Genomic DNA, 20,391 nt, shown 5'->3' with positions numbered 1-20,391 from the left:
CTCATTCCGCCGCCTGCAGCCACTGCCGCAGCGCCGGCGACGGCTCACCGGCGCGCAGGCACATCTGCAGATCGAAACGCGCCGACACCTCCTCCAGCGGCTGGTAGTGCACTTCGTCGGCGCGGAAACCCTGCATGCTGGCCGGCACGATCGCGATACCCGCCTCCACCGCCACCAGCGACAATACCGCGTGCATGCCATGCGCCTCCTGCACCACGCGCGGCACGAACCCCGCGGCCGCGCACAGGCGTACCACCTGCGCATGGAAGCCCTGCCCTTCGCGTGCCGGCCACAGCACGAAAGGCTCATCGGCCAGTGCGGCCACCGCGATGGATCGCATGCCTGCCAGGCGATGCGCACGCGGCAGCGCGATCGCCAGGCGATCCACGTCGAATGCATGCAGGCGCATGTCGCCGGCCTCGTTCACCGGTGGGATCACCACACCCACATCCAGCCGTTGCCCGCGCAGCATCTCGACCTGGCGTGCGGACGTCGCCTCGATCAGTTCCAGCCGCACCTGTGGGTGGCTGACCCGGAACGCGCGGATCACCTGTGGCAGGCGCCCATACAGCGCGCTGCCCACATAGCCGACCCGCACCGTGCCGGTACGCCCTGCCGCAGCGTCACGGGTCGCCACCAGCGCGTGGTCGGCCTGCTGCAGGGTCGCGCGGGCCTCTGCCAGCAGCACCTTGCCGGCGGCGGTCAGCCCCAGTGTGCGGTTGCCGCGCTGGATCAGCTCGCTGCCGATGTCCTCCTCCAGCCGCCGGATGGCGGCCGTCAGCGGCGGCTGCGACATGTGCAGCCGCGCCGCCGCACGATGGAAGTGCAGCTCCTCGGCAACGGCCACGAACTGACGGAGCTGGCGGAGATCGACCATGTGCGCTGTCGCTCTGGAAAACAGCCACCAGAGTAAACCGCGCGCGGTCAGCGCGGTTCGATCATCGCCTGTGCGATCGCCGGCCACTGCGCGGCCACCGCCTCAATGCTGCCGGCCTCCACCGCCTGCAGATCGCGCGGATACGCAACGCCCGCCGCTTCCACGCTGCGGGTGGCATGGAACTGGCCATTGCTGGCACGCAGTATCCAGCCCCCCTGCCGGCACGCCGCCGATGCGAGGAACGCAACACCGGGCGCCACCGCAGCCGGGTGCAGCTCATCCGGCTCGCCGGTCACGCCCCACATCCGGGTCTTGGCCACCGGCGACACCGCGTTCACCACGATGCCGTGCGCCGCGCCCTCGTCGGCCAGCACATTGACGATGCCCACCGCCGCTAGCTTCGCCGCGGCATAGGCCGCCAGACCCTTCTGCACGTACTGCGGATACAGCGCGCGGTCGGACGTGGTCAGCACGATCCGCCCGTAGCCGGCCGCCTGCATCGCCGGCCAGGCCGCCTGCGCCAGCCACAGCGGGGCCTTCGCCGCGATGGTCATCATCTGGTCGAAGCGCGCCTCGTCGAGCACGTCAATCTGCTGGTACTCGACCCAGCCGGCGTTGTGGATGATGAAGTCCAGCCGGCCATGCTGCTGCAGGATCGCGTCCACCTGCGCACGGCAGTCGCTGCGGCGGGCGATACCACCGGGTGCTGCCTGCGCCTCCAGGCCCTCCTCGCGCAGCCGCGCGGCGGCCATCGCGATCCGCTGCGGATCGCAGCCGGTGCCATCCAGCCCGGCCCCTACGTCCTGCATCACCACCCGTGCGCCGCGCTGGGCCAGCAACCGGCTGTACGCCAGGCCGAGGCCGCCGGCAGCACCGGTCACCAGGCCTACCTGTCCATCGAAAGAAAGCGTCTTGTGCGTTGTCATCCACACAGCATCGGCCGGATACCGCGCGGGTATCCAATACCCGTTGTATGCCGCTGCGATACCTGGCGCGTATCGCGGCGCTCAGTTGGCGCCCGGCAGCGGCCGGCGTCGAAGGCGCGCGATCACATACCCGATGGCCAGCCACAGCGCGATGTACAGCGCCACATACATCAGCTGCGGTATTGCCGTGTCCGCCCGCATCCGCGCCAGCACCCGCCACGTATCCACACAGAACGTGCCCACCGCGACCAGCATCGCCAAGCCGCCCAGCCCCGTGCCCAGCCAGCGCGCCCAGGCGTGCCGTCGCACCAGCAGCAGCGGCGCCACCAGCAGCAGCACCAGCCCGAGCAGCATCAGGGTCAGCCCGGTCAGCATGCCGGTGAAATCCGAGGCCATCGCCGGCAACGGCAGGCAGGCCACCACGGCCGCGCAGACACGCAGGCAGGGCGAGGAAACGCGGGGGACGGTCGTCGGCATCATCTTCCTTTGAACGGCGGACGCAGGCATGCGGCGCGGGGCGGCCGCCTCAATCATAGCCGCAGCCCGTCGCACCAGAACGTGCCGAATGCGGCACAGCATGGATCGGAACGGGTTCACAGCATCGGCCCTGCGGCCGCAGGGTGAGGCATCCGAAGCGTGCCAGTGGTCGTAAACGACATACATGTCCCGTCACGCTTCGCATTCGCCCCGCACTTTCCCTACATAGCACCTCCTGGGTTTCGGCGTATCACCCACGGCACCGCACGCCGCCGTGCGCCTGTCGCCGTTGCACCCAAGGAGCCCACCATGAACTGCACACCGCGTGCACTGGCGCTGGTCGCCCTGCTTTTCAGCGTCTGTGTGAACGCACGCGAAGACGACGACTGTCCGTCGGACGCGCAGATGATCGCCAGCATGTCGATGGCCGAGCTTCGGCAGTACGAGGCCGCGCTGGAGAATCCAGAGCTTCCCTTCGACGAGGTCTGCAAGGACGCCAGCGACCAGGACGAAGCAGACGCTGCAGGCTCGCGCCTGCACTACTGCGTGAAGCGAACTGCACCCTATTCCTCCCACAACCCCGACACCGGCCAGACCGAAACCGCCACCGTTACGCTGTACGACTATGTGTCCCTGCCCCGAAATGGCCAGACATGGATGCATCGCGTCCGCGTGGTGTTCGATGCCGTGCAGGGCAATGCAATGGCCGGGCTGGTGGTTACGCCCGAGCTTTACTGCGGGAGCTGCACCGACAAGCAGCCTTTCGCTCCCCTGACTCTTTCGGGCCCAGGTACGTACGACTTTGCCGTCCCCCTGGGATTCAATACCGATGAAGGAAAGACAGGCCAGGACACCCAACTGGTGCTGTCGCGCTTCAACAACGACCAATCACTGATCCAGAGTTCGGCACCGACACTTCGCTGCGACAAAGCAGCCAGGAGCGGTACGTCCGGGTGTCGATTCGCCGACTACCCTGCCGTCTTCGAGGTAAGCCTGAGCGATCCCGATACGGATGAGTCGGCCGAGCACATCAAGGTTGCACAGTCGACGCTCCCCGGCACGATCGGCAGGTGGCATGAAAATCCCGATGCGCGGGGTGTACCTTTGCGACGCTTGAGGAACAAGAGAGTTGCAGGAGAGAATCGCAACGTATCCGGGGCGCTGTGCAGAGCACGCTTTCCTGATGGAGCCGCGACTGGACTGAACTGCGACGAGTATCCTTTCGCAGCAACGCATGAGGGCGCATCTCTCGTACCGGATACATCCATGTCTGTCCGTTACATTCTCGGCGAAGACAACAAGAAGGTGGGTGGAAAGCTGGGCGCGTTCTACTGCACGCATGCGCGGCTTCTGGATGGAGAAGAGTTCTGGGTCAAGGTTGTGGATTGACCCGCCGGAGAGAGGCTCATCATGTGGAAGCAGTTACTTGACGAATTGAACGCAGCAGCTCTCGCAAACATCGAGCGAAAGCGGCTCGAACCAATCGAGTATCTTGGCCTTGAGCCGTTCATCAATGGTTTTCCGGACAGTCCGCTGGCTCAACTTGCCGCCCGGATCGGCAGGGAACATGTTGGATGGCTCGGGCAACCGGGAGCATCACTTGAGCAGATTCGCGAAGCCGAACAACGTCTTGGCGTGATTCTCCCTGCGAGCTACCGTGAGTTCCTGCTGGAGTCGAACGGATTCCTTGTTCCCGGCACTTACTGCTGCGTACTACTGCCGATTGAACTTGTACGGCGGTTTAGCGACGACAACTACCCGATTGTGGCAATGTGGACTGATCTGCACGAAGCCGACCCGTATCTTGAGGAAGCTGATTTCACAGCACATATCGGCGAGGCCCTCCAGATCTCTGCATGCCCCAGCGACTTTGATTGGTTCGCGCTTATCGACACGGTCAACACAAGTCCAGAAGGAGAGCTGTGGACAATCATGTACAGTCGCCAAGGGTATGAGGCCAGTTCGACCTTTACCAAACTCATCCACGAGCTTGTTTGCAATTACAGGTAGTTCCATCACATGCCCGAGCAGCCCGCTTTCCTGTGCGGTGGCGATGATGTCTGCCATGAGACGCGCACGCCAAGCCCATGCCCTGCATCGGCTTGGTGACGGCACGTCAGCCCAGACGGGCGGCGGAGACGCTACATACCGCGCGGGTATCCAATACCCGTTGTATGCCGCTGCGATACCTGGCGCGTATCGCAGCGCATCACGATGCTGGGATGAGAGGCGCGGCACTGACACGAACGAGAGACGCCAGACTAAACACCGCCAACCGCACTGCAGCCGGGCAACGGTGTCGCACGCGATTTCCAGAGAGCGCGGGCGCTGGACTGAACTGTGACGAATACCCGTTTGCAGCAACGAACCAGGACGCCTCTGTCGTGCCGGAATCATCCATGTCGGTACGCTACATTCTTGGCGAAGACAATCAGAAGGTCGGGCGCAGACTGGGCAACTTCTTCTGCACCGCGGCACACGTGCTCGATGGTGAGCAGTTCTGGGTGAAGGTCGTCGAGTAATGCGAATGAGACGTCGCGCGAACGCAGCGGCGCACCAGTCATTGATCGGAGACAGTAACGATGATGGCAATGGATGAGCTGATACAGGCAATGAACACTGCTGCAATCGCGCACTGGAGAGCCTCGCCAGCAGAGGCGCACGTCGACCTTGGGCTGAGTCCATTCCTCGCAACGCACCCGGATTCCGCACTGGCCGATCTGGCGCGACGCTGCCTGTCGGGGGATGTCGTCTGGCTCGGAATGCCCCCCGCATCCAAGGCCAGCATTCTCGCCGCAGAGGCGCGGCTTGGGATCTCGCTTCCGCCAAGCTACAAGCAGTTTCTGTCTGTCAGCAATGGGTTCTTGATGCCCGGCAACTACATCAGCACCTTGCTTCCGGTCGAGTTGATCCAGCCATTCGGCAATGAGAACGCGGCGATTGCCTCCGACTGGAGGAGCATGCTTGAAGAGGAGGCATCGGAGGATGAGCCGTGGCTGATGGCACGTCTTGGCGACGCGATTCAGCTGTCCGGGCCGCCCGGCAAAGGTGAAGACTTCGTCTTGCTGGATCCAACGTTCACGCATCCTGGCGAAGAGAACGAAATCGTGACCTACTGGACACAGTTGCAGGAGCATCACAGCAGCTTCGTCGCCTACCTTGAAAGCGCGCTGGCCGGCTTGTTGAATCTGACTGCGTTTCTTCAGAAGGGAACAGATCGTTGAACGCAACTGCGGCGTACCGCTTCCGGTACGCCGCGCGGTACCTCACCGGCTGGTCGGCTCCACCACCACCGCCGTCCCGTAGCACAGCACCTCGGTCAACCCGGTCATGATGTCGGTCGCGTCATAGCGCATGGCGATGATCGCATTGGCACCCAGCAATCGCGCGTGCTTGGCCATGTCGCGGTAGGTTTCCTCGCGCGCCTGCTCGCACAGCTCGGTGTAGATGGTGATGTTGCCGCCGAACAACGTCTGCAGGCCGCCGAGGAAGTTGCCCACGATCGAGCGCGAGCGCACGGTAATGCCGCGTACCACGCCGAGACTGCGCACCACGCGGAAGCCGGGCAGTTCCATTGCCGTGGTCACCATCGAATCGTCGAGCCTGGTTACCGCAGGCGTGTGCGCGCTGTTGTTGTAGGGGTCTGCCATTGCGGTCTCTCTCGGGTAAGGGCGTAGGTTTGGTTCGCGGTATCAGCGCGGTTGCGCAGCATTGGTCAGCGCCTCGGCAACCAGCTGCCGCAGCAGCGGCTGCGCCTCGGTGCGCATCTCGGCAGCCACCGTGTTCTGCAGCGCCTTGAACCGTGCCGCGTGCGGTGAGCGGGTTCCTTGTGATGCCAGCGAACGCAGCGCGTCTGCGGAGAAGTGCCGGGCATAGATTGCCGCCAGCGTACCGTCCCAGCGGGCCTGGTAGGCCGGCAGCAGGCGGCTGATCTCGGCCTGCACCCGTTGCTTCGCCGCAGGGGCACCGCTCTGTTCGGCCATCGACGCAAACGTGGTGGTGGCGCGTGCAGCCTCGTCGGCCAGCTTGGCGAGACCGTCGCCCATGTTGAAGCGCGCCACCAGCGCCGCCGCCGGGTCGGTGGACGGCGCCGTGGCCGTGGGCGTCGGCCCAACCGCCCCCGCCCCTGTCGGCGTCGATGGCGCCTCACCACACCCTGCCAACGACAGGCCCATCAGCACCACCGCCACGCGGACAGAACGCACGCACGCCTGGAACGTCATTGCAACCTCCATGTAGGGACGACTGCCGCGCTGCGCGTGCGATGCGACGCACGCAGCGTGGTCCAGTCCGAGCGACGTATTCTGCCCGAACCCACCGCCGGTGCCTGGTCCGCCGGGCTCACGGCCGGGTCACTCCAGCGCGGCTCGCACCACCTGGTAGACAGCCACATTGCGCTCGGCCAGCGCGCGCACCACTTCCGGAATCAACTGCATCGGCAGGTCCACCTCGTAGCCATGCGGCCGGGCGTGCAGCGCTGCGGGCGTGAAGTCGAACGCGGGATGCGCCTGGCTGCGTTCGAGCAGAAAGGCGGTGATCGCATCGCGTGCGATGTGCTGCCACTCGCCCACCTCGAGATACACCCGGTACAAGCGGTCGCTGTAGTCGGCGGGGGTGCCGGCGGTGGGATCCGGTTCGGACGGGGCCATGCAATGCTCCTGGTGGGGGACAACGCGGATGGGTCAGTACAGGCACTCTACGGGGCGCCAGCCACGGCTTCACACGGGCATTTGCTATCGTGCCCCCCGTCAGCTCCCCCTTCCCTGGATTCGCATGCCCCGTAAACCGCCCGCCTCCGCCTCCCCGGCCGCCCTGCTGCGGGTAGCTACCAAGGAGGCGTATGAGCGCGTCACCGTGCTGCTCAACGCCAGTTTCGCCGATTTCAGCCCGGAACAGCAGCGCAGGATCCGGGCCACCGTGGCCGTGGAGCAGCCGGCCAGCCCCGCCCCCCGCGCCAAGCCCGCCAAGGCGGCGGTAGAGGCGCCGCCGCGTTACTGGCTGCCGCACAGCCAGGTCACCTGGTCCGGCCGCGGCCGCGTGCCCCAGGCTTTCCTCGCCTGGGAAGGCACCGTGGCCCATACCGAATGGAAAAAGCACCACCCCGACGAACGCTTCCCGGCGTACCCGGGCTGATGGACGCGGACGCGCATCAGACCGTCATTCCGCAGCTGCGCATGACCGACGCCACCCGCAGCGTGCCGTTCTATCAGCGGCTCGGGTTTGCCATTGACTGGGAACACCGGTTCGCCGACGGCATGCCGCTGTTCGTGCAGATCAGCCGCCAGGGCCAGCAGCTGTTCCTGAGCGAGCACGCCGGCGACTGCGAGCCGGGCGGTGCGGTGTACTTCCGCGTGGCGGACGTGGATGCCGTGCATGCCGCGTTCGTGGCGGCCGGCGCGCCGGTGTTCCGCGCGCCGGCAGACATGCCGTGGGGCGGGCGCGAGATGATGGTGGTCGATCCGGACCACAACCGCCTGCGGTTTGCGACGATGCCCGCCGCCGAATCACGCAGCGATCCACGATGAGTCGCGGCATGAAGATGCGCACCGCCGTGGGTACGCACGGCACCCTGCACCGTGTTGACGACCTGCAGAAGCGTCATGACACAAACCAGACCCTGCCCACCCTGCTGTGCGACAGCCCGGGGTGCGGCGTTCCGGTGACGTTCGTGCCCGGGCACAGCAGGCGCCACGCCGGTCATGCCGAGCCCGTGCACATACCGGCCTACATCGACCTGGGCAAGGAAGCAGAGCACCGCCCCGGCTGCCGGTACGATGCGCCGGCGCATCTGCAGGCCCTGCTCGCCGCCGGCGCCGATGCCGACTTCCTGCCCCCGCTTGGCGAAGGAACGCACGAGCTGCGGCTGTTGCTCCTGCAGCAGGGCCTGAAACGTGGCGGTGCTGAGCATCACGGCGCGGACCCGGTACTGGCGGGCTACCTGCGCACCCTTGCCGATCTGCTCATCCTGCGCGCGATGTGCGGCAGCGACACGCTGCTGGCGACGCACCTGACCCTGCGCCTGGGCAAGAAGAAGGTCGACTGGAGCAGCTTCTTCTACACGCAGGACCGGTACGACGAGGCCTGGGAACGGCTGGGCGCGACATCCACCGACCTGCCCCTGGCGCTGGTCGGCACGGTCCGCTCGCACCGCGCCACCCAGCCCGGTTCGGTGTACCTCAACTGCGCACCGAAGTACCAGCACACCGGCGTGACCGACCGCCGGGATTTCTATGAAATCAGTGTCGGGCACAGCGATGCGGCGTGGCTGCAGTCCTTCCCGGTGGGCACGGAGATCGTGATGTTCGGGTTGTGGCGCCAGGGCAGAACCACCACCTCGTCCCGGCCCCATCCCACCGACCCGCGCCGTACCATCACCAACGTGACCCACAAGCTGGCCTTGTGGCCCAGCGTGAAGCACCAACTGGTGCGGGTGGAGTAAGCATCGGCGACTCGCGCCCGCGCCCCGCGTCAGGGCTGCGGGGTGCGCGTCGACGCCGGCTTGCTGTACCAGAGCGCGTTGACGATGATCCAGCGTTCGCCGAAACGCCCCATGTGGAAGTAGTCCACGAACCACGGCGTCTCCAACCGCACCGAGGCCGCATCCGCCGTCACATCCAGCACGCGGCAGCTGCGGTTCCACTGCTCCCTCGGGGTCTTCAACGCGCCCTGGCGGGTGAGCTCCACCAGTTCCTCCCTGCTCATGCGGCGCAGGCCCAGCCGCTCGTCCGGGGTATCGCCCAGCACCCTGCGCTTGGCCAGGTCCGGGTGCAGCGACCGCGCCACCCGGTCCGGGTCCGCCTCCAGCTGGCCGTCCACATAGTCCAGGCAGGTGGCCTCGATGGCCGCCAGGGTGGCGGCATCCGGCGCGGATGGCGTGTTCGCGGCAGCGACAGCGGCAATCAGCAGGGCAAGCGCGGGCATCGTTGTTCCAGGCGGTGGGCAAGGGTGAACGCATTGAACGCCATTGCCGGGCGGCTCTGCCACTGCCCCGGGTCGCTCACCCTCACCCGGTCACTCACCCGCACCACTGCTGCTCGCACGGAATGCCATCGTTGTCCCCGTCCATCTGCGTATTGGGGCAGTTCTGGATGAAGTACGTGGCCTCTTCGCACGAGCGCATGTGCGAGCAGTGCGTGCGGCCATCGCAGCTGTAGCGCGCAGGTGCTGCAGTGGCAGGTTCAGGTGCAGCCCAGGAGCTGCGGGAGGTTCCAACATCGGCAAGGTCAACGTGCCTGAGCTTGCTGTAGCCGTACGCGGCGACCAGGCACAGTACCGCGCCGATCATGATCTTCTTCATCGTCCCTGCCCCCCCGATCCCCCTGATCTGGCTGGAGCATAGGCAAGCACAGGACGGCCAGCAAGCGGGCGTGGGCAGGCAGCCGCCCGTCAGCGCGCGCTTCCGTCCACATACGGCCGCGACTGCAGCATCAGCACCTCGTCGCCCACCACCGCCCACTCGATGTCCTGGTCCACGCCGCCCAATGCCTGCTTGGTGGTCACCCCGATCCGGGCAAGCCGCGCAATCAGTGCATCGGTCAGCACCTGGCGCGAGCCGCTGATGGGCACCTCGCGGACGCCACCCGCGGCATCGGCCACCAGTTGGGTGTCCTCGGCCGAGCGGCTCAGCACCTGCACCGCCTTGGACCAGCTGGAGTACATCACCTGCTCGGCCTGGCGCTTGCCCTCCACCACGCGGATACCCAATCCGCGCTTGGCCGAAATGTAGGTGATGTGGCGGCGCGCGGCATCGAAGGGGTCACGGGTGATCATCACGCCGGAACTGTCTGACGGCGCGGCGCGCTGGACCAGTACCGCCATCGCCACGGCATCCTGCTGGAGCCCGGCGGCCGTGCGCGCTTCGTACGCCTCGAAGTTGTAGACCGATGCCCACACCGTCTGCACGGCCTTGGCCAGGTCATCGGCGCGGGTCACGTTGGGAACGGTGGTGTACAGGCCGGCACCACTGAAGCCGGGCAGGTCCTCGGAGTTGGACGAGCTGCGCACGAACACACCGCCTCCCTGCAGCTGCTCGCGCCAGCGGGCCTCCAACGTGCGGATGAAGGCCGGATCGGGCGCGGCATTGGCGATCTCGGCACGCAGCGTGGCCAGCGCCTCACGGCGCACGTCCGGGTCCGTGCCGAAGCCGGGGCGCCGCTGCAGCGCGTGCAGCCGCTCGTCGATCTGCAGCCGCTGCATCATCGCCTGGTAGTGCGAGAACGGGATGCAGAAACCGTCCGGCACGCGCGCGGCAGGCGGCAGGGCCGTTTTCAGCGTGCCCAGGTTGGCCGCCTTTACCCCGCAATGGGAACTGTCGCGCGCACGCAAGGAGGCCAGCGGCTTGAGCGCCACCACCGTCAGGTCCGGGCGGGGCAGATTGCGTGCCACCGGGCGGGCCGCCGTGGCGGAAGGCGTTCTGGCCGGGCGCGCCAGCGGCGTGACCCGGTAGTTGTTGGCGGTCACCTCCAGCGTCACCCAGCGCCCGTCATATTGGCGCAGCGCATTCTGCGCGTCGGCCACGTATGCGTTGGGGATGCCCCAGCCCTTGGCCAGCAGGTTGACGTGCGACAGCAGCGTGGACGGTCGCTGCGTCACCAGGCCGGCCACCGGTGCCAGCGCGATCGGCACCTCATCCAGCACCGGAATATCGCGCGGCGACAGCGTGCGCAGCTGCTGCTCGGAACGCACGATGCGCAGCCGGCCTTCCGCGCGGCCGGTGTTCAGCGGCAGGAAGCGCTGTTCGCGCAGCAGGGCCTCCTGGCTGACGTAAGGCAGCTTCATGGTGCTGGCCAGCTGCTCGTGCTGGGTGGAGTTGGTCTTGAAGCGGATGGGGTCGCGGAACGAGGCGCGCACCACCTGGTCGCTCTGCTGCAGCAGGGGCGCGGTGAGCTGGTCGCCCTCCCAGAACTCGTAGGTGTAACCCGGCAGATCCTGCTGCCAACTGATCGTGCCGAACAGGAAGCGCCGCTGCGGATCGCGGTACTGCGCATTGAGCGTGGCCTTGTCCATGCCCGGCAGCAGCCGTTGGCGGCGTACGAACTGCTCGTGCAGCGCAATGCGCGGGGTGTTGATGTAGTAGATGCGCGCCGCGTTGCGCCGGTCGATCACGAAGATCAGGTGCGGCATTTCCAGCGCCGTGCCGGCGTTGTAGACGCGCGCAAGCCGCATGAACTGGGCGCGGCTGTCGATGCGCGACAGGTAATCCGGTCCCTCGGCCACCGGCGTGGCGGATGCATCGCTGCCCTGCCGGTACTCGTAGGGCGACGGTTTGCGCGCGGTCTGCGCCAGCGCGGGGGCGATACACCCCAGCAGCAGCGTGAGCAGGGCGACACACGCCCACAGGCGGCGTCCAGCAAGGGTCGTACGGGCTCGTTCCATGATGCCGGTGCGGGAGTGAAGTGGGTGGATCATAAGGCAGTCCCGCCCGCGCTGCCGGCACTGGGGTCCGGGCCCGGCATGCGCCGGGCCCGGCTACCTCATTTCAGCAGCGGCGTGACGTCGACGATGCGCACATCGTGCATCTGCTCGAGGTAGGCATCCAGGTACGCCTTGTGCGAGGCGCCGACGATCACCAGCGCGCGCATCCCCGGGGTCGGCCCCAGCAGATCGCGGACGTTGGCCGCCATGCGCAGGTTGCGCGTTTCCCAGGAGGTCACGTACATGCGCCCGTAGCCTGGCGCGGACGGCTCTTCAAGCGCGGCGCCGTAGTCGCTCTCGAACGCAATGTCGGCCACGTCGGGCTGGTTGTAGCGCCGATACATCGCCAGCGCCCGTTCCGGTGTGTCGACCTGCGCTTCCACGCCGTCGAACATCGTGCTCCGGCGCTTCACCGCCGGGTTGTCCCACGCCTTCCTGATCGCGGTCACGTAGGCCTTGGGATTGGGTCCGAACTGATCGGAGCTGTGGTCATCCATCGGCCACAGCCGCTCATGGCCCAGCCGCGCCGCGAGCGGGGCCGCAACCAGCGTGGTTTCATTGCGGTTGACGCGCGACGCTTCCAGCGCGTCCACCAGGGTCTGTTTCAGATTGTCGTCTGCCACCCGGTCCGCCTCGGGAAGGCGCAGCCATTGGACGAGTGCCGAGTCAGGCTCGCCGGCGGCCAGGAACAGGGCGGCCAGGGTGCGGCGCTGCGCGGCCGTCGGTTGTGCAGGCCACGCGCTCAGCAGCTTCTCTGCCGCGGCCGTCGCCGCCGGCACATCCAGCCCCGTCGCCTCCTTCGCCGCCGACAGGTCGGGGCAGTAATCCTTGATCGACAGTGCATAGCGCCCCGGGTAGCGGCGCAGCATGTCGCATTGCTGCCCGGATACCGTCTCGATCGCGATCGCCTGCGGCTTCCACGCCGCCAGCCGGTCGATCAGTTCGCCAAGCGAGGCAGGATCGAAGGTGGCCGGCAGATGCGACAGATGCGCGGTGCCAAGCACGGCCACCTCGTTCTGTACGCCCTGCTTCGGCCCCTTGTGCGCACCGGGCACAAAGGGCGCCGCCTGCACCGATCCAGCCAGCATCCCGCCGGCCAGCAGTGTTCCGATGAGTGCGCCGCGTCCCCACGACCCCCGCTTCATTCCCTGCTGCATTGCCACTCCCCCAAAAAGCGCCTTACCAGCGCAGAGCGGCGCAGATTCCAATGTGCCCGTTGCCTTGTCAACATCACTTCAAGCACTCCCCAACCGGGGATGTCCTGTCATCGAGCGTGGGAAGTGACGTCCGGCATCCATTGCTGCAGGCCGCACGCGGCTCTATCCTGCCTCACCCCTTCCACATCGATCGCACACCGGATGCATTCACGGATGAAGCACGTCACCACCACCCTTGCCCTGGTGCTGTTCTGCGCAAGCGCCACGGTCTGCGCGGCGAGCGAAAGTACTGCGGCAAAGATCACTGCGCATCGCAATGGTGCGGGCGCGCTTGGCCCGGACGGCTGGACGAACGCAATCTCTACCCAGGGCAACTTCTCGGTGCGCCTGCCCTGCCTGTTCAACGATTTCACGTTCACGCCGGGAAGCGGCGACGTGGTGAAGGGCGATGTACTGGGCTGCGACGCCGGGGGCACCCGGTTTGGCGCAACCCGGATCCACTACCGCGACGCGGCGCTTGCCGACACGTACTTCAACACCCTGGCCGCCGCCGGCGCACTGCCTGGCGCGACCACGGAGCGCGCGCCCCATCGTGGCCTCACCGCGATCACGCGACGCCTCGACAACCGCACGCAGTGCGCGCTCATGCGCATCGTGCGTGCGGACCAGGACAACGTCATTCTGACCGTCGAAACCACCCCGGCGCGGTGCGCCATTGCGATGAAGACGGGCCCGCAGTTCCTCGACTCATTCACGCTAGACGCGCCCGACACACGCGAAGCGGAGATCGCCTCGACGCTCCCTGAGTGCCCGGTGGATGCCGAACTGGCGGGTGCGAAGGCCGTGGATGCATTCAAGGCATTGCCCAACGACCTGCAGGAACGCGTAGACGAAGACACCTGCCGCCCCGCGACCGTCTCCCTGATGATCCTCAAGCGCGACGGCCTGTGCCGGATCGGCACTACGTCCATGTCCGTTGCCAGCCTGATGACGCTGAAAGACACCGGCGAGCCGATCTCGATGATGTTCATGGCGCCCTATAGCGACGACACGCATGCGGCACTGCAGGTGACGCTCGATGGCCGCTACGCGAAACAGCCCGTTTCTGCCTACCCGCGCGGCATGCCGTCGCGTCAGGACCTGACCACCGTCGTCGCCCAGCCGGGCGGCACGCTGCTCATTCTGGGCAAGCCGTCGTCCGGCGTGCCAGGCACCGCGATGTCCAGCCTGCAGCAACTGGCCCCGGGCAATGCGGCGCTGGTCAATCGCGATATCAACCGCTGCGAGTGAGCAGCGTCCTCTGGCGATCGGGTCTGCATGTGGCCAGCACCGGACCGCGTGGGAATCGATCTACGTGAAGCCCCGCTGATGCGCGGCATGCAGCCATGCCACATCCACCGGGCCCATGAAGCCGACCACCGCATCCACCCCGCATGTCGGGCAGAGCGCGGTCTGATCCTGATCGTCGCCATCGCACCATTCGTTGATGGTGCTGGGCGGAAATGTGGCGAAGCAGTAAAAGCACGCGGCCACATCACTGGCCAGCAGCCGCGCGCGGAGCATCGATGACTCGCAGGTTCGTGCCACTACGCCGGCCTGATCATCATGAAGAGGGCTGCCAGTGAGATCACCGCCCCCCAGGCGAGTACCGCTACCGCCACCAGCAGCGCTTTCCGGTAGACCGGCTGCACCTCCTGACGGTCGTCGGCGTTGCGGCCATAGAACCGTATCAGTCCCAACAGCTCGCCGGTAACGGCCACTGCCCCGACAAAGAGCAGTGTGATCACGCAGAACCCGAACACCGTGCCGACCAAACTGATCGGTCCGCTGCTGGACGACAGCGCCGGTTGGCCCGCGAGAGCCGTCACGAACGCCCCCACCATCGTGGCAGGCAACCAGGCGAGGATCGCAAAGATCCCCAGTTGGCTGCCCAGATGGATCCAGAAGCGAACCGGCGCCTTCATCGCGTGTTGTCCTTCAGCCACTGGACGGCATCGTTCAGCCGGGCCTCTGATCGCCGCGAGGCACTACCATCGGCCGCGAAAACACCCACTGCCGCACCCACGATCCAGCACGGGGGCAACCCCAGTCCGCCCGATACCACTGACATGGCCATCGTTGCCTTGAACGACGCCCCCTGACTGGAGAACGCATTGGCGGCGTCGGCCACCACTCCCGCCGCCTTGGTGAGCGCCGGGTTGCTGTCGCCTGCACGGGCGGTGTCGTTCTTGGCATCCTCACAGGCCTGCTTGTCCGCAGCCTCCGCCCTCGCCTTCTGCAGCTTGTCGAAGTCCTGCTTGGCCGCCTTGAACCCGTCTACCGACATGTAGCCGCCGACTGCACCCACACCGCATCGGATGATGGTCGATGCCGCCAACGGTTCCAGGCCGAGTGGATCGGTGTGCCGGATGGGGTTCCCCGCCGCATAGGCATAGGTGTTCAAGCCGCCCGCCAGACCGATCGGGTCACTCTGGACGTAGCGTGCGATCGTTGCGTCATAGTCCCGGAAGCCGTTGTACCAGAGGCCGCTCTCGGCATCATGGTACTGCCCTGGGAAGCCGATGTTGAGACCACCGATGGTGTCCTGCTGCACGCTGCGACCATACGCGTAGTTGTAGGCCTTCCACACCGTTGCCTGCTGGGCGTTGCTGACAAAATCGGGCCGGCCCAGGTGATCGGTATGCACGAAGTTGAGCTGGCCACTTCGCGCCAGGCCCACCAGTTCGCCATCGAACCAGAGGTAGTTGGTCCAGATGCTGTTGGTAAGCTCGGCCATCATCTGGTTCTGATTGGCATAGAAGTAGCGGCTCGTGGTGGCGGCGTTCACCTTGGCAACCCGCTGTCCCTGTGCATTGACCAGGTAGTCGGTGACCACCCCACCGATGCTGCTCCGGCTCATGCGGTTGAACGGGCTGTACTCGTAGGTACTGACCCGGCTGCCAGCGGTCTCGCTGATGCGGTTGCCCAGCGCGTCGTACTGGTACTGGCGGCTGCCGTCCTGGTTGGTATAGCCCAGAACGCGGTTGCTCTGGGGGTCGATGCTGTACTGCGTCAGCTGGGTTCCTGCCTGATACCGGTCGTGGTTGCCGCCAGCATCATAGGAAAGCTGGTTGTTGATGCCAAAGCGGCTCAACTGCGTGAGTCGGCTGAGCGCGTCGTAACCGATCGTCTGGGTCAGGTTCGGTGCGGCGGTATCGACGATGCCGGTTATCTCGCCATCTGCACTGTACTGGTAGTCCCAGTAGCTCAGCCGCGCACTGTTCGGCCCCCATACCGACATCGCGGTCAGTCGTCCATCGGCATCGTGGTTGTACCCGCGGACCAGACCGTTGCCATAGGCCAGCGACGCGGGTGCACCCGTGGCTTTCCAGCTGGCCTGTGCGATCACGGGGCGCACCGTTCCATTGATGGTTGCGTTCATCGAGGCCAGCCGCCCGGCCGCACCGTAGGCGTAGCTGACCTTGTCGGCGTTGGGATAGGTGATCTGGTTCAGGCGACCGATTCCGTCGTACTGATACTCGGTGCTGTGATCGGTCTGCTGCCCTGCCGCCGTGATGAAATCGCGACGGATCCACAACTGCCCACTGGGGACATACGCGAAGTGTGTTGCCGTACCCGGTCCGGAGAGGCCGCACAGCCTCCCTTTGCCCCAGGCGCACCAGTCGTAGGTGATGGCCTGCTGTTTCCCATCCGATTGCAGTGACGTCATGCGGCCCAGGCCATCGTAGCCGATGGCCATCGTGCTGCCATCGTTGCGGGTGGTTCCCACCCGCTGGCCGGCCGCATCGTACTGATGCGATGTCACGCCGGTGTCCGGACTGGTCTGCTTCCACAGACTGCCGAATCCATCGTATTCGTAGGCTGTTGCAAGGCCGCGCGGGTCAACAACCCGTATCGGGCGATCCCCCAGGTCGTAGGAGAGCTGAGTGATACCGCCCGTCGCATTCACCACCTTGGTCATGCGACCGAGTGCGTCGTAACTCAGCCGCGTGACCCGATTCTGGGAATCGGTGATCTGGGTGGTCCGGCCCTCGGCGTCGTAGGCATACCGTATGTTCTGGCCGTTGTTGCCACGCTCGGCGATGACGCGGCCGAGCTCGTCGTAGTCGTAGTTGGCGCTGAAGGTCACAGCGTTCAACCCGATCATGGTCAAGGTAAGTACTGACATCAGCGGACTCCCTCCTTGGCATCCAACCACACTGGCGGCGTCACCCGCATCGGTTCCTGGCAGTTCGGCCCGTTCGGCCCGTTCGGGCAATGCCAGTTCGGATTCTCGACCGCGATGCTGACGTAGGGACGCGGTCCCCACACAGCGCCGCTTGTTGCCATCTGCGCTACGTAGGAATATCCGCCGATCCCCACGCCATCGTGGTAAGGGGCAACATCAACGCTGAAGGTGGCTACGCCTCCGGGAGGAACCGGCGCCGACAGGCCCTGCGATTGAGTGGGGAAGTCCTGCCCCCATGCGAGATAGGTGTTTCCGTCCCACGTCACGTTGCCTGTGTTCCGGACCTGCGCCGTCAGCGTTACCCGGTCCCCGTTGTAGATGTGGTACGAGGTCGAGTTGAAGGTGACGAATTCCGCGCTGCGGACGATGGCCGGCACCGCGAATGCGCCCGACCGGTTGATGACCAGGTGCGCCTGGCCAGTCGGCGAGATCCCATGAATGTGGATGGACTTGCCACCGTGGTTCTGCCGAAGCGTCATATCCAGCGGCAACTTGAACCCATAGGCGGTGCCCTTTGCCTGGCAGGCATTGGCGACGTTGCCATCGGTCGGCCGGTTGGCCGTACCGGAGACGGCGAACGTTCCGCCCCCCGCCGAACCGCCCACATAGGCGTGCACCGTGATGGGACTGTCGATGCCCACCGAACATGCCCAGCCTTCCACCGCGTAGTTCCCGTTGCCGTCATGAGTGACGCCGCCAATGTCGCCCACCACGGTCGCCGGGGGTACCGCGAAGGCCCCCGAATTGCCCAAGGGGCGATTGTGGGCACCTCCCTGCGGCGACAACCCGTAGATGGTGATTTTTCGTCCCCCAAGCTGTTGCCGCTGGGCGAGGGAAATCGGCAACTGGAACCGGTACGCGTTGCCGCCCGCCTGGCACGCCGCAGCGACGCCGGCTTCGCTGGCCAGGTTTGCCTGCGTACCGGCAAGGAAGGTGCCTTCGGCGTAGCCATGCACCTCGATGGAACCGTTTGAACCGGTACTGCAGGCCCAGCCGCGGGCGAACCAGTTCCAGTTTGCGTCATGCGTCACCACGTCGATGACACCCGCAACCGTACTGCCCAGAGGGTAGTCGGTGTGAGCCACTTCCTTGCGGGTGATGTTCGACGCCGCATCGTAGCTGTAGCGGGTCCACGTGTAGGTGCCATCGCCCAGAGGCGCGACATCTGCCAGGCGACGACGCGCTGCGTCGTACTCGTATCGCTCCGTCACCCCGTCAGGCCGGGTGACGCTCGCGAGGTTCCCCGCGCCGTCATAGCCGAAGGTCGTCGTACCCCAGGTATTGCCGAAGCTCTCGCGCTGGCTGGTCAGTCGGCCGCGTGCGTCGTAGGTGTACTCACGGACCTGCCCGTTGGCATCGGTGACGCGCCCAGCCTGTCCCAGGCCGTTGTAGCCACTGAGGGTGATGACGTGCCCAAGCGCATTGGTCACGCTGACCAGATCGCCGTTGGCATCGTAGACCGAGGTGACCTCATCCTGTGCCAGCGGGCCGTCGACCTTCATCGAGGCCATCACTCCACTTGCATGGTAGGTGTAGGTCGTCGTGGTGGTTCTGCTCTGCCCTGCGACACCGCGGCTGCTGAGATTGCGCTCGGTCACCGTGGCTATGTTGCCGCGCGCATCGTAGGTATAGAGGGTTTCCAGATTGCCGGCGACCGACGCCTTGGTTTGACGGTTGCGAGCGGTATCCCATTCGTACGTCGTGGTGCGTTGGGCAGGTGTCCCAACGCCTTCCACCTGCTTGAGCAGATAGCCCTGGGCGCTGTAGTCGAAGTCGGTCAGATTGTCGGCAAAATCGTGCACCAGGTTGGGGTAGCCATTGGCGTCATAGCTGCTCTCCTTGTACTGCGCAGCGCAACGCGGAGACGCGGTGCCTGTCACCGACACCTGACGCCCGTCTTCGTAGGCGTAGGTCGTCTTGCGGCCCAGTGGATTGGTTTCGGTGGCCTTGATCTTGACCGGACGCGCCTTGCTGTCGGACGTCGCCAGCAGCTGCGCACCGCCGGTCGAGGCCATGCCCACGGTGCCGCCTGGCAGCGAACGCGGCTGGTAGCACATCCGGCCGTTGCGAGTGTCCTCGCACCAGCCCCGCTCCTCGTCGACAAGGATGCCGCCGGGGCGCACCGGAGAGGGAGGCGGCAGGATCTGCTCGGTGCTTTCAACGACGTAGCTGATGGTGTGGCGTTCAACACCTCCGGCATGCTCGGACAGCGTGGCGCGCTTGTTCTCATCGTAGGCGAAGGTGGAATACCGCACGCCGTTGAGCGATTTCCCGGTGAACCCTCCGGGATAGCGCGCGTCTTCGTAGTGATAGGAAATGGTGGTGGCAGGGGCACCCGGCAACGTCGTGGAGGCCAGGCGCCCTCGCCCCGTACCAAAGACATTGGGCGTGTACGAATACTGGTAGGCGTTGCCTGCCGGGTCGATGACCTGGGTGACCTGTCCACCGCTCCAGGTAAATTTCACCTGTCGCCCGGAGGAGTGCGTAACAGTCTGCAGGTACTTGCTGTTGTAGGCGAACGTCCATGCAACGCCCTGCTCGTTCCGCAGCCGGGTGACGTAGCCTTCGGGGTTGTAGGTCTCTACGCCGTTTTCATCGTTGTAGAGCGTGAAACTGCCATCGCCATTCTTGACGATATAGGCGACAGGCTGTGCCTTGTTCTCGTTCCAGCGCCCACTTGCCGGATCCCGCTGGAACTTGATGCGGCGGCCATCGGGACGCTGGTTCCAGACGGTGTTCTGGCCATCGGAGAACGCCAGCGAATAGTCGAAGTTGCTCAGCCAGTGATTGCCGAACAAGCCGGTCGCACTCCAGTGGTGGTTGTAACTGCGTCGCAGGAACAGTCCCATCTCACTGGCGCTGGCAAAATCCAGCTCATGTTCGACCTTGTTGCCGGTGTAGAGGACGATGGGATTGCCCGTGGTTCCCCCGCAGTCCTTCTCGCGGTCGTCCGTCTCTTGCTCTTTGGCGGTCTTGGTAGGTGCCGAGCCACCGCCACCGCCGCCTGTGAAGCCCCCCCAGCCGCCGCGCGCACCTGAGGTGAACAGGTGCAGATTGATGGTCTGGTACTGCAGGCGCTTGGCGCGCACATGAACGGTTTCGGCCTCGCTGGGCTTTTCCGAACCGATGGCCTCGACGGCGGCGCCGCCGAGAAAAACGAGGGGCAGTAACAGTAGAACCCTGGAACGTGACTTGCTTGTCGCGCGGAGCTTCATGCTCTCTCCAATTCCTGTTGGCGGGCTGTTCAGCGGATAAGGCGTTACCTGAATAGGTCGTTCATTTTTCAGGATCCTAACAGCACATTCAGGAACA

At 65.6% G+C, this 20,391-nt stretch carries 22 protein-coding genes; 8 read left to right on the top strand and 14 right to left on the bottom strand.

Annotated features, from left to right (window positions below; all coding sequences use genetic code 11):
• Position 1 precedes the first annotated feature (1 nt).
• From ACLB90_RS14520 to ACLB90_RS14510, 3 genes are all read right to left on the bottom strand, one after another.
• Positions 2–877, bottom strand: a complete 876-nt coding sequence (locus tag ACLB90_RS14520) for a LysR family transcriptional regulator (RefSeq protein WP_411850120.1) — start codon at positions 875–877, stop codon at positions 2–4.
• 47 nt (positions 878–924) lie between these two features.
• Positions 925–1,803 carry an SDR family NAD(P)-dependent oxidoreductase gene (locus ACLB90_RS14515; RefSeq protein ID WP_411850119.1) on the bottom strand — a complete coding sequence of 293 codons (879 nt, stop codon included), beginning with the start codon at positions 1,801–1,803 and terminating at the stop codon, positions 925–927.
• Positions 1,804–1,884: 81 nt separating this feature from the next.
• Positions 1,885–2,280 carry a hypothetical protein gene (locus ACLB90_RS14510; protein WP_411850118.1) on the bottom strand — a complete coding sequence of 132 codons (396 nt, stop codon included), beginning with the start codon at positions 2,278–2,280 and terminating at the stop codon, positions 1,885–1,887.
• A gap of 309 nt (positions 2,281–2,589) precedes the next feature.
• Here ACLB90_RS14510 and ACLB90_RS14505 point away from each other — a divergent pair, with 309 nt between their 5' ends.
• The 4 genes from ACLB90_RS14505 (at position 2,590) to ACLB90_RS14490 (ending at position 5,504) form a co-directional block, all read left to right on the top strand.
• Positions 2,590–3,669: a NucA/NucB deoxyribonuclease domain-containing protein gene (locus ACLB90_RS14505; RefSeq protein WP_411850117.1), complete on the top strand. Its 1,080-nt coding sequence runs from the start codon at positions 2,590–2,592 to the stop codon at positions 3,667–3,669.
• Positions 3,670–3,690: 21 nt separating this feature from the next.
• On the top strand, positions 3,691–4,290 hold the full coding sequence (locus tag ACLB90_RS14500) for an SMI1/KNR4 family protein (protein ID WP_411850116.1): 600 nt from the start codon (positions 3,691–3,693) through the stop codon (positions 4,288–4,290).
• A 77-nt stretch (positions 4,291–4,367) separates the two neighbouring features.
• Positions 4,368–4,802: a NucA/NucB deoxyribonuclease domain-containing protein gene (locus tag ACLB90_RS14495; protein ID WP_411850115.1), complete on the top strand. Its 435-nt coding sequence runs from the start codon at positions 4,368–4,370 to the stop codon at positions 4,800–4,802.
• Positions 4,803–4,871: 69 nt separating this feature from the next.
• Positions 4,872–5,504 carry an SMI1/KNR4 family protein gene (locus ACLB90_RS14490; protein ID WP_411850114.1) on the top strand — a complete coding sequence of 211 codons (633 nt, stop codon included), beginning with the start codon at positions 4,872–4,874 and terminating at the stop codon, positions 5,502–5,504.
• Positions 5,505–5,546: 42 nt separating this feature from the next.
• Here the strand turns inward: ACLB90_RS14490 and ACLB90_RS14485 are convergent, their stop codons facing one another.
• From ACLB90_RS14485 to ACLB90_RS14475, 3 genes are all read right to left on the bottom strand, one after another.
• Positions 5,547–5,930 (bottom strand): YbjQ family protein, encoded by a 384-nt coding sequence (locus ACLB90_RS14485; RefSeq protein WP_411850113.1) that lies wholly within the window; start codon positions 5,928–5,930, stop codon positions 5,547–5,549.
• 42 nt (positions 5,931–5,972) lie between these two features.
• Positions 5,973–6,503, bottom strand: a complete 531-nt coding sequence (locus ACLB90_RS14480; protein ID WP_411850112.1) for a hypothetical protein — start codon at positions 6,501–6,503, stop codon at positions 5,973–5,975.
• Between the two features lie 129 nt (positions 6,504–6,632).
• The gene (locus ACLB90_RS14475; RefSeq protein ID WP_312709955.1) at positions 6,633–6,929 is read right to left on the bottom strand and encodes a hypothetical protein; all 297 of its coding nucleotides are present in this window, start codon (positions 6,927–6,929) and stop codon (positions 6,633–6,635) included.
• A gap of 124 nt (positions 6,930–7,053) precedes the next feature.
• On the opposite strand from ACLB90_RS14475, the gene ACLB90_RS14470 reads away from it, so the two are divergent.
• Genes ACLB90_RS14470 through ACLB90_RS14460 form a run of 3 tightly spaced genes read left to right on the top strand, consistent with a single transcriptional unit; the run spans position 7,054 to position 8,719 of the window.
• The gene (locus ACLB90_RS14470) at positions 7,054–7,413 is read left to right on the top strand and encodes a hypothetical protein (RefSeq protein ID WP_411850111.1); all 360 of its coding nucleotides are present in this window, start codon (positions 7,054–7,056) and stop codon (positions 7,411–7,413) included.
• Positions 7,413–7,805, top strand: coding sequence for a bleomycin resistance protein (locus tag ACLB90_RS14465; RefSeq protein ID WP_411850110.1), 393 nt, complete (start codon positions 7,413–7,415; stop codon positions 7,803–7,805). Before ACLB90_RS14470 ends, ACLB90_RS14465 begins: the two co-directional genes overlap by 1 nt.
• An 8-nt stretch (positions 7,806–7,813) precedes the next feature.
• Positions 7,814–8,719 carry a hypothetical protein gene (locus tag ACLB90_RS14460; protein ID WP_411850109.1) on the top strand — a complete coding sequence of 302 codons (906 nt, stop codon included), beginning with the start codon at positions 7,814–7,816 and terminating at the stop codon, positions 8,717–8,719.
• Between the two features lie 29 nt (positions 8,720–8,748).
• Here ACLB90_RS14460 and ACLB90_RS14455 read toward each other — a convergent pair whose 3' ends face one another.
• From ACLB90_RS14455 to ACLB90_RS14440, 4 genes are all read right to left on the bottom strand, one after another.
• Entirely contained in the window at positions 8,749–9,201 is a 453-nt protein-coding gene (locus ACLB90_RS14455) for a nuclear transport factor 2 family protein (RefSeq protein WP_411850108.1), read from the bottom strand.
• Positions 9,202–9,295: 94 nt separating this feature from the next.
• The gene (locus ACLB90_RS14450) at positions 9,296–9,577 is read right to left on the bottom strand and encodes an excalibur calcium-binding domain-containing protein (RefSeq protein ID WP_411850107.1); all 282 of its coding nucleotides are present in this window, start codon (positions 9,575–9,577) and stop codon (positions 9,296–9,298) included.
• An 89-nt stretch (positions 9,578–9,666) separates the two neighbouring features.
• Positions 9,667–11,655 carry a PEP/pyruvate-binding domain-containing protein gene (locus tag ACLB90_RS14445; RefSeq protein WP_411850106.1) on the bottom strand — a complete coding sequence of 663 codons (1,989 nt, stop codon included), beginning with the start codon at positions 11,653–11,655 and terminating at the stop codon, positions 9,667–9,669.
• Between the two features lie 98 nt (positions 11,656–11,753).
• On the bottom strand, positions 11,754–12,851 hold the full coding sequence (locus ACLB90_RS14440; protein WP_411850105.1) for a DUF5694 domain-containing protein: 1,098 nt from the start codon (positions 12,849–12,851) through the stop codon (positions 11,754–11,756).
• Positions 12,852–13,064: 213 nt separating this feature from the next.
• Between ACLB90_RS14440 and ACLB90_RS14435 the strand changes: the two genes are divergently transcribed.
• The gene (locus ACLB90_RS14435; protein WP_411850104.1) at positions 13,065–14,141 is read left to right on the top strand and encodes a hypothetical protein; all 1,077 of its coding nucleotides are present in this window, start codon (positions 13,065–13,067) and stop codon (positions 14,139–14,141) included.
• A gap of 60 nt (positions 14,142–14,201) precedes the next feature.
• Here the strand turns inward: ACLB90_RS14435 and ACLB90_RS14430 are convergent, their stop codons facing one another.
• From ACLB90_RS14430 to ACLB90_RS14415, 4 genes are read right to left on the bottom strand one after another with little or no spacing between them, the layout of a single operon-like run.
• Complete coding sequence (locus tag ACLB90_RS14430) at positions 14,202–14,414, bottom strand: hypothetical protein (protein WP_411850103.1); 213 nt, start codon at positions 14,412–14,414, stop codon at positions 14,202–14,204.
• Between the two features lie 23 nt (positions 14,415–14,437).
• A complete protein-coding gene (locus ACLB90_RS14425; protein ID WP_411850102.1) occupies positions 14,438–14,815 on the bottom strand; it encodes a hypothetical protein in 378 nt (125 codons plus the stop codon).
• Positions 14,812–17,019, bottom strand: coding sequence for an RHS repeat-associated core domain-containing protein (locus tag ACLB90_RS14420; RefSeq protein ID WP_411850101.1), 2,208 nt, complete (start codon positions 17,017–17,019; stop codon positions 14,812–14,814). The genes ACLB90_RS14425 and ACLB90_RS14420 overlap by 4 nt, the downstream gene beginning before the upstream one ends.
• Complete coding sequence (locus tag ACLB90_RS14415) at positions 17,019–20,294, bottom strand: DUF6531 domain-containing protein (RefSeq protein WP_411850100.1); 3,276 nt, start codon at positions 20,292–20,294, stop codon at positions 17,019–17,021. Before ACLB90_RS14415 ends, ACLB90_RS14420 begins: the two co-directional genes overlap by 1 nt.
• Positions 20,295–20,391 lie beyond the last annotated feature (97 nt).

Source organism: Stenotrophomonas sp. LGBM10, from assembly GCF_046736075.1.
In the GTDB taxonomy this organism is placed as follows: Bacteria; Pseudomonadota; Gammaproteobacteria; order Xanthomonadales; family Xanthomonadaceae; genus Stenotrophomonas.
Note: the sequence above shows the minus strand (reverse complement) of the source record. Positions and strands in the feature narration are given on the sequence as shown.

Bases quoted from the DNA above. Each gene is read 5' to 3' on its own strand.
- ACLB90_RS14520 (WP_411850120.1), bottom strand. From the start codon at position 877: ATGGTCGATCTCCGCCAGCTCCGTCAGTTCGTGGCCGTTGCCGAGGAG.
- ACLB90_RS14515 (WP_411850119.1), bottom strand. From the start codon at position 1,803: ATGACAACGCACAAGACGCTTTCTTTCGATGGACAGGTAGGCCTGGTG.
- ACLB90_RS14510 (WP_411850118.1), bottom strand. From the start codon at position 2,280: ATGCCGACGACCGTCCCCCGCGTTTCCTCGCCCTGCCTGCGTGTCTGC.
- ACLB90_RS14505 (WP_411850117.1), top strand. From the start codon at position 2,590: ATGAACTGCACACCGCGTGCACTGGCGCTGGTCGCCCTGCTTTTCAGC.
- ACLB90_RS14500 (WP_411850116.1), top strand. From the start codon at position 3,691: ATGTGGAAGCAGTTACTTGACGAATTGAACGCAGCAGCTCTCGCAAAC.
- ACLB90_RS14495 (WP_411850115.1), top strand. From the start codon at position 4,368: ATGCCCTGCATCGGCTTGGTGACGGCACGTCAGCCCAGACGGGCGGCG.
- ACLB90_RS14490 (WP_411850114.1), top strand. From the start codon at position 4,872: ATGGATGAGCTGATACAGGCAATGAACACTGCTGCAATCGCGCACTGG.
- ACLB90_RS14485 (WP_411850113.1), bottom strand. From the start codon at position 5,930: ATGGCAGACCCCTACAACAACAGCGCGCACACGCCTGCGGTAACCAGG.
- ACLB90_RS14480 (WP_411850112.1), bottom strand. From the start codon at position 6,503: ATGACGTTCCAGGCGTGCGTGCGTTCTGTCCGCGTGGCGGTGGTGCTG.
- ACLB90_RS14475 (WP_312709955.1), bottom strand. From the start codon at position 6,929: ATGGCCCCGTCCGAACCGGATCCCACCGCCGGCACCCCCGCCGACTAC.
- ACLB90_RS14470 (WP_411850111.1), top strand. From the start codon at position 7,054: ATGCCCCGTAAACCGCCCGCCTCCGCCTCCCCGGCCGCCCTGCTGCGG.
- ACLB90_RS14465 (WP_411850110.1), top strand. From the start codon at position 7,413: ATGGACGCGGACGCGCATCAGACCGTCATTCCGCAGCTGCGCATGACC.
- ACLB90_RS14460 (WP_411850109.1), top strand. From the start codon at position 7,814: ATGAAGATGCGCACCGCCGTGGGTACGCACGGCACCCTGCACCGTGTT.
- ACLB90_RS14455 (WP_411850108.1), bottom strand. From the start codon at position 9,201: ATGCCCGCGCTTGCCCTGCTGATTGCCGCTGTCGCTGCCGCGAACACG.
- ACLB90_RS14450 (WP_411850107.1), bottom strand. From the start codon at position 9,577: ATGAAGAAGATCATGATCGGCGCGGTACTGTGCCTGGTCGCCGCGTAC.
- ACLB90_RS14445 (WP_411850106.1), bottom strand. From the start codon at position 11,655: ATGGAACGAGCCCGTACGACCCTTGCTGGACGCCGCCTGTGGGCGTGT.
- ACLB90_RS14440 (WP_411850105.1), bottom strand. From the start codon at position 12,851: ATGCAGCAGGGAATGAAGCGGGGGTCGTGGGGACGCGGCGCACTCATC.
- ACLB90_RS14435 (WP_411850104.1), top strand. From the start codon at position 13,065: ATGAAGCACGTCACCACCACCCTTGCCCTGGTGCTGTTCTGCGCAAGC.
- ACLB90_RS14430 (WP_411850103.1), bottom strand. From the start codon at position 14,414: ATGCTCCGCGCGCGGCTGCTGGCCAGTGATGTGGCCGCGTGCTTTTAC.
- ACLB90_RS14425 (WP_411850102.1), bottom strand. From the start codon at position 14,815: ATGAAGGCGCCGGTTCGCTTCTGGATCCATCTGGGCAGCCAACTGGGG.
- ACLB90_RS14420 (WP_411850101.1), bottom strand. From the start codon at position 17,019: ATGTCAGTACTTACCTTGACCATGATCGGGTTGAACGCTGTGACCTTC.
- ACLB90_RS14415 (WP_411850100.1), bottom strand. From the start codon at position 20,294: ATGAAGCTCCGCGCGACAAGCAAGTCACGTTCCAGGGTTCTACTGTTA.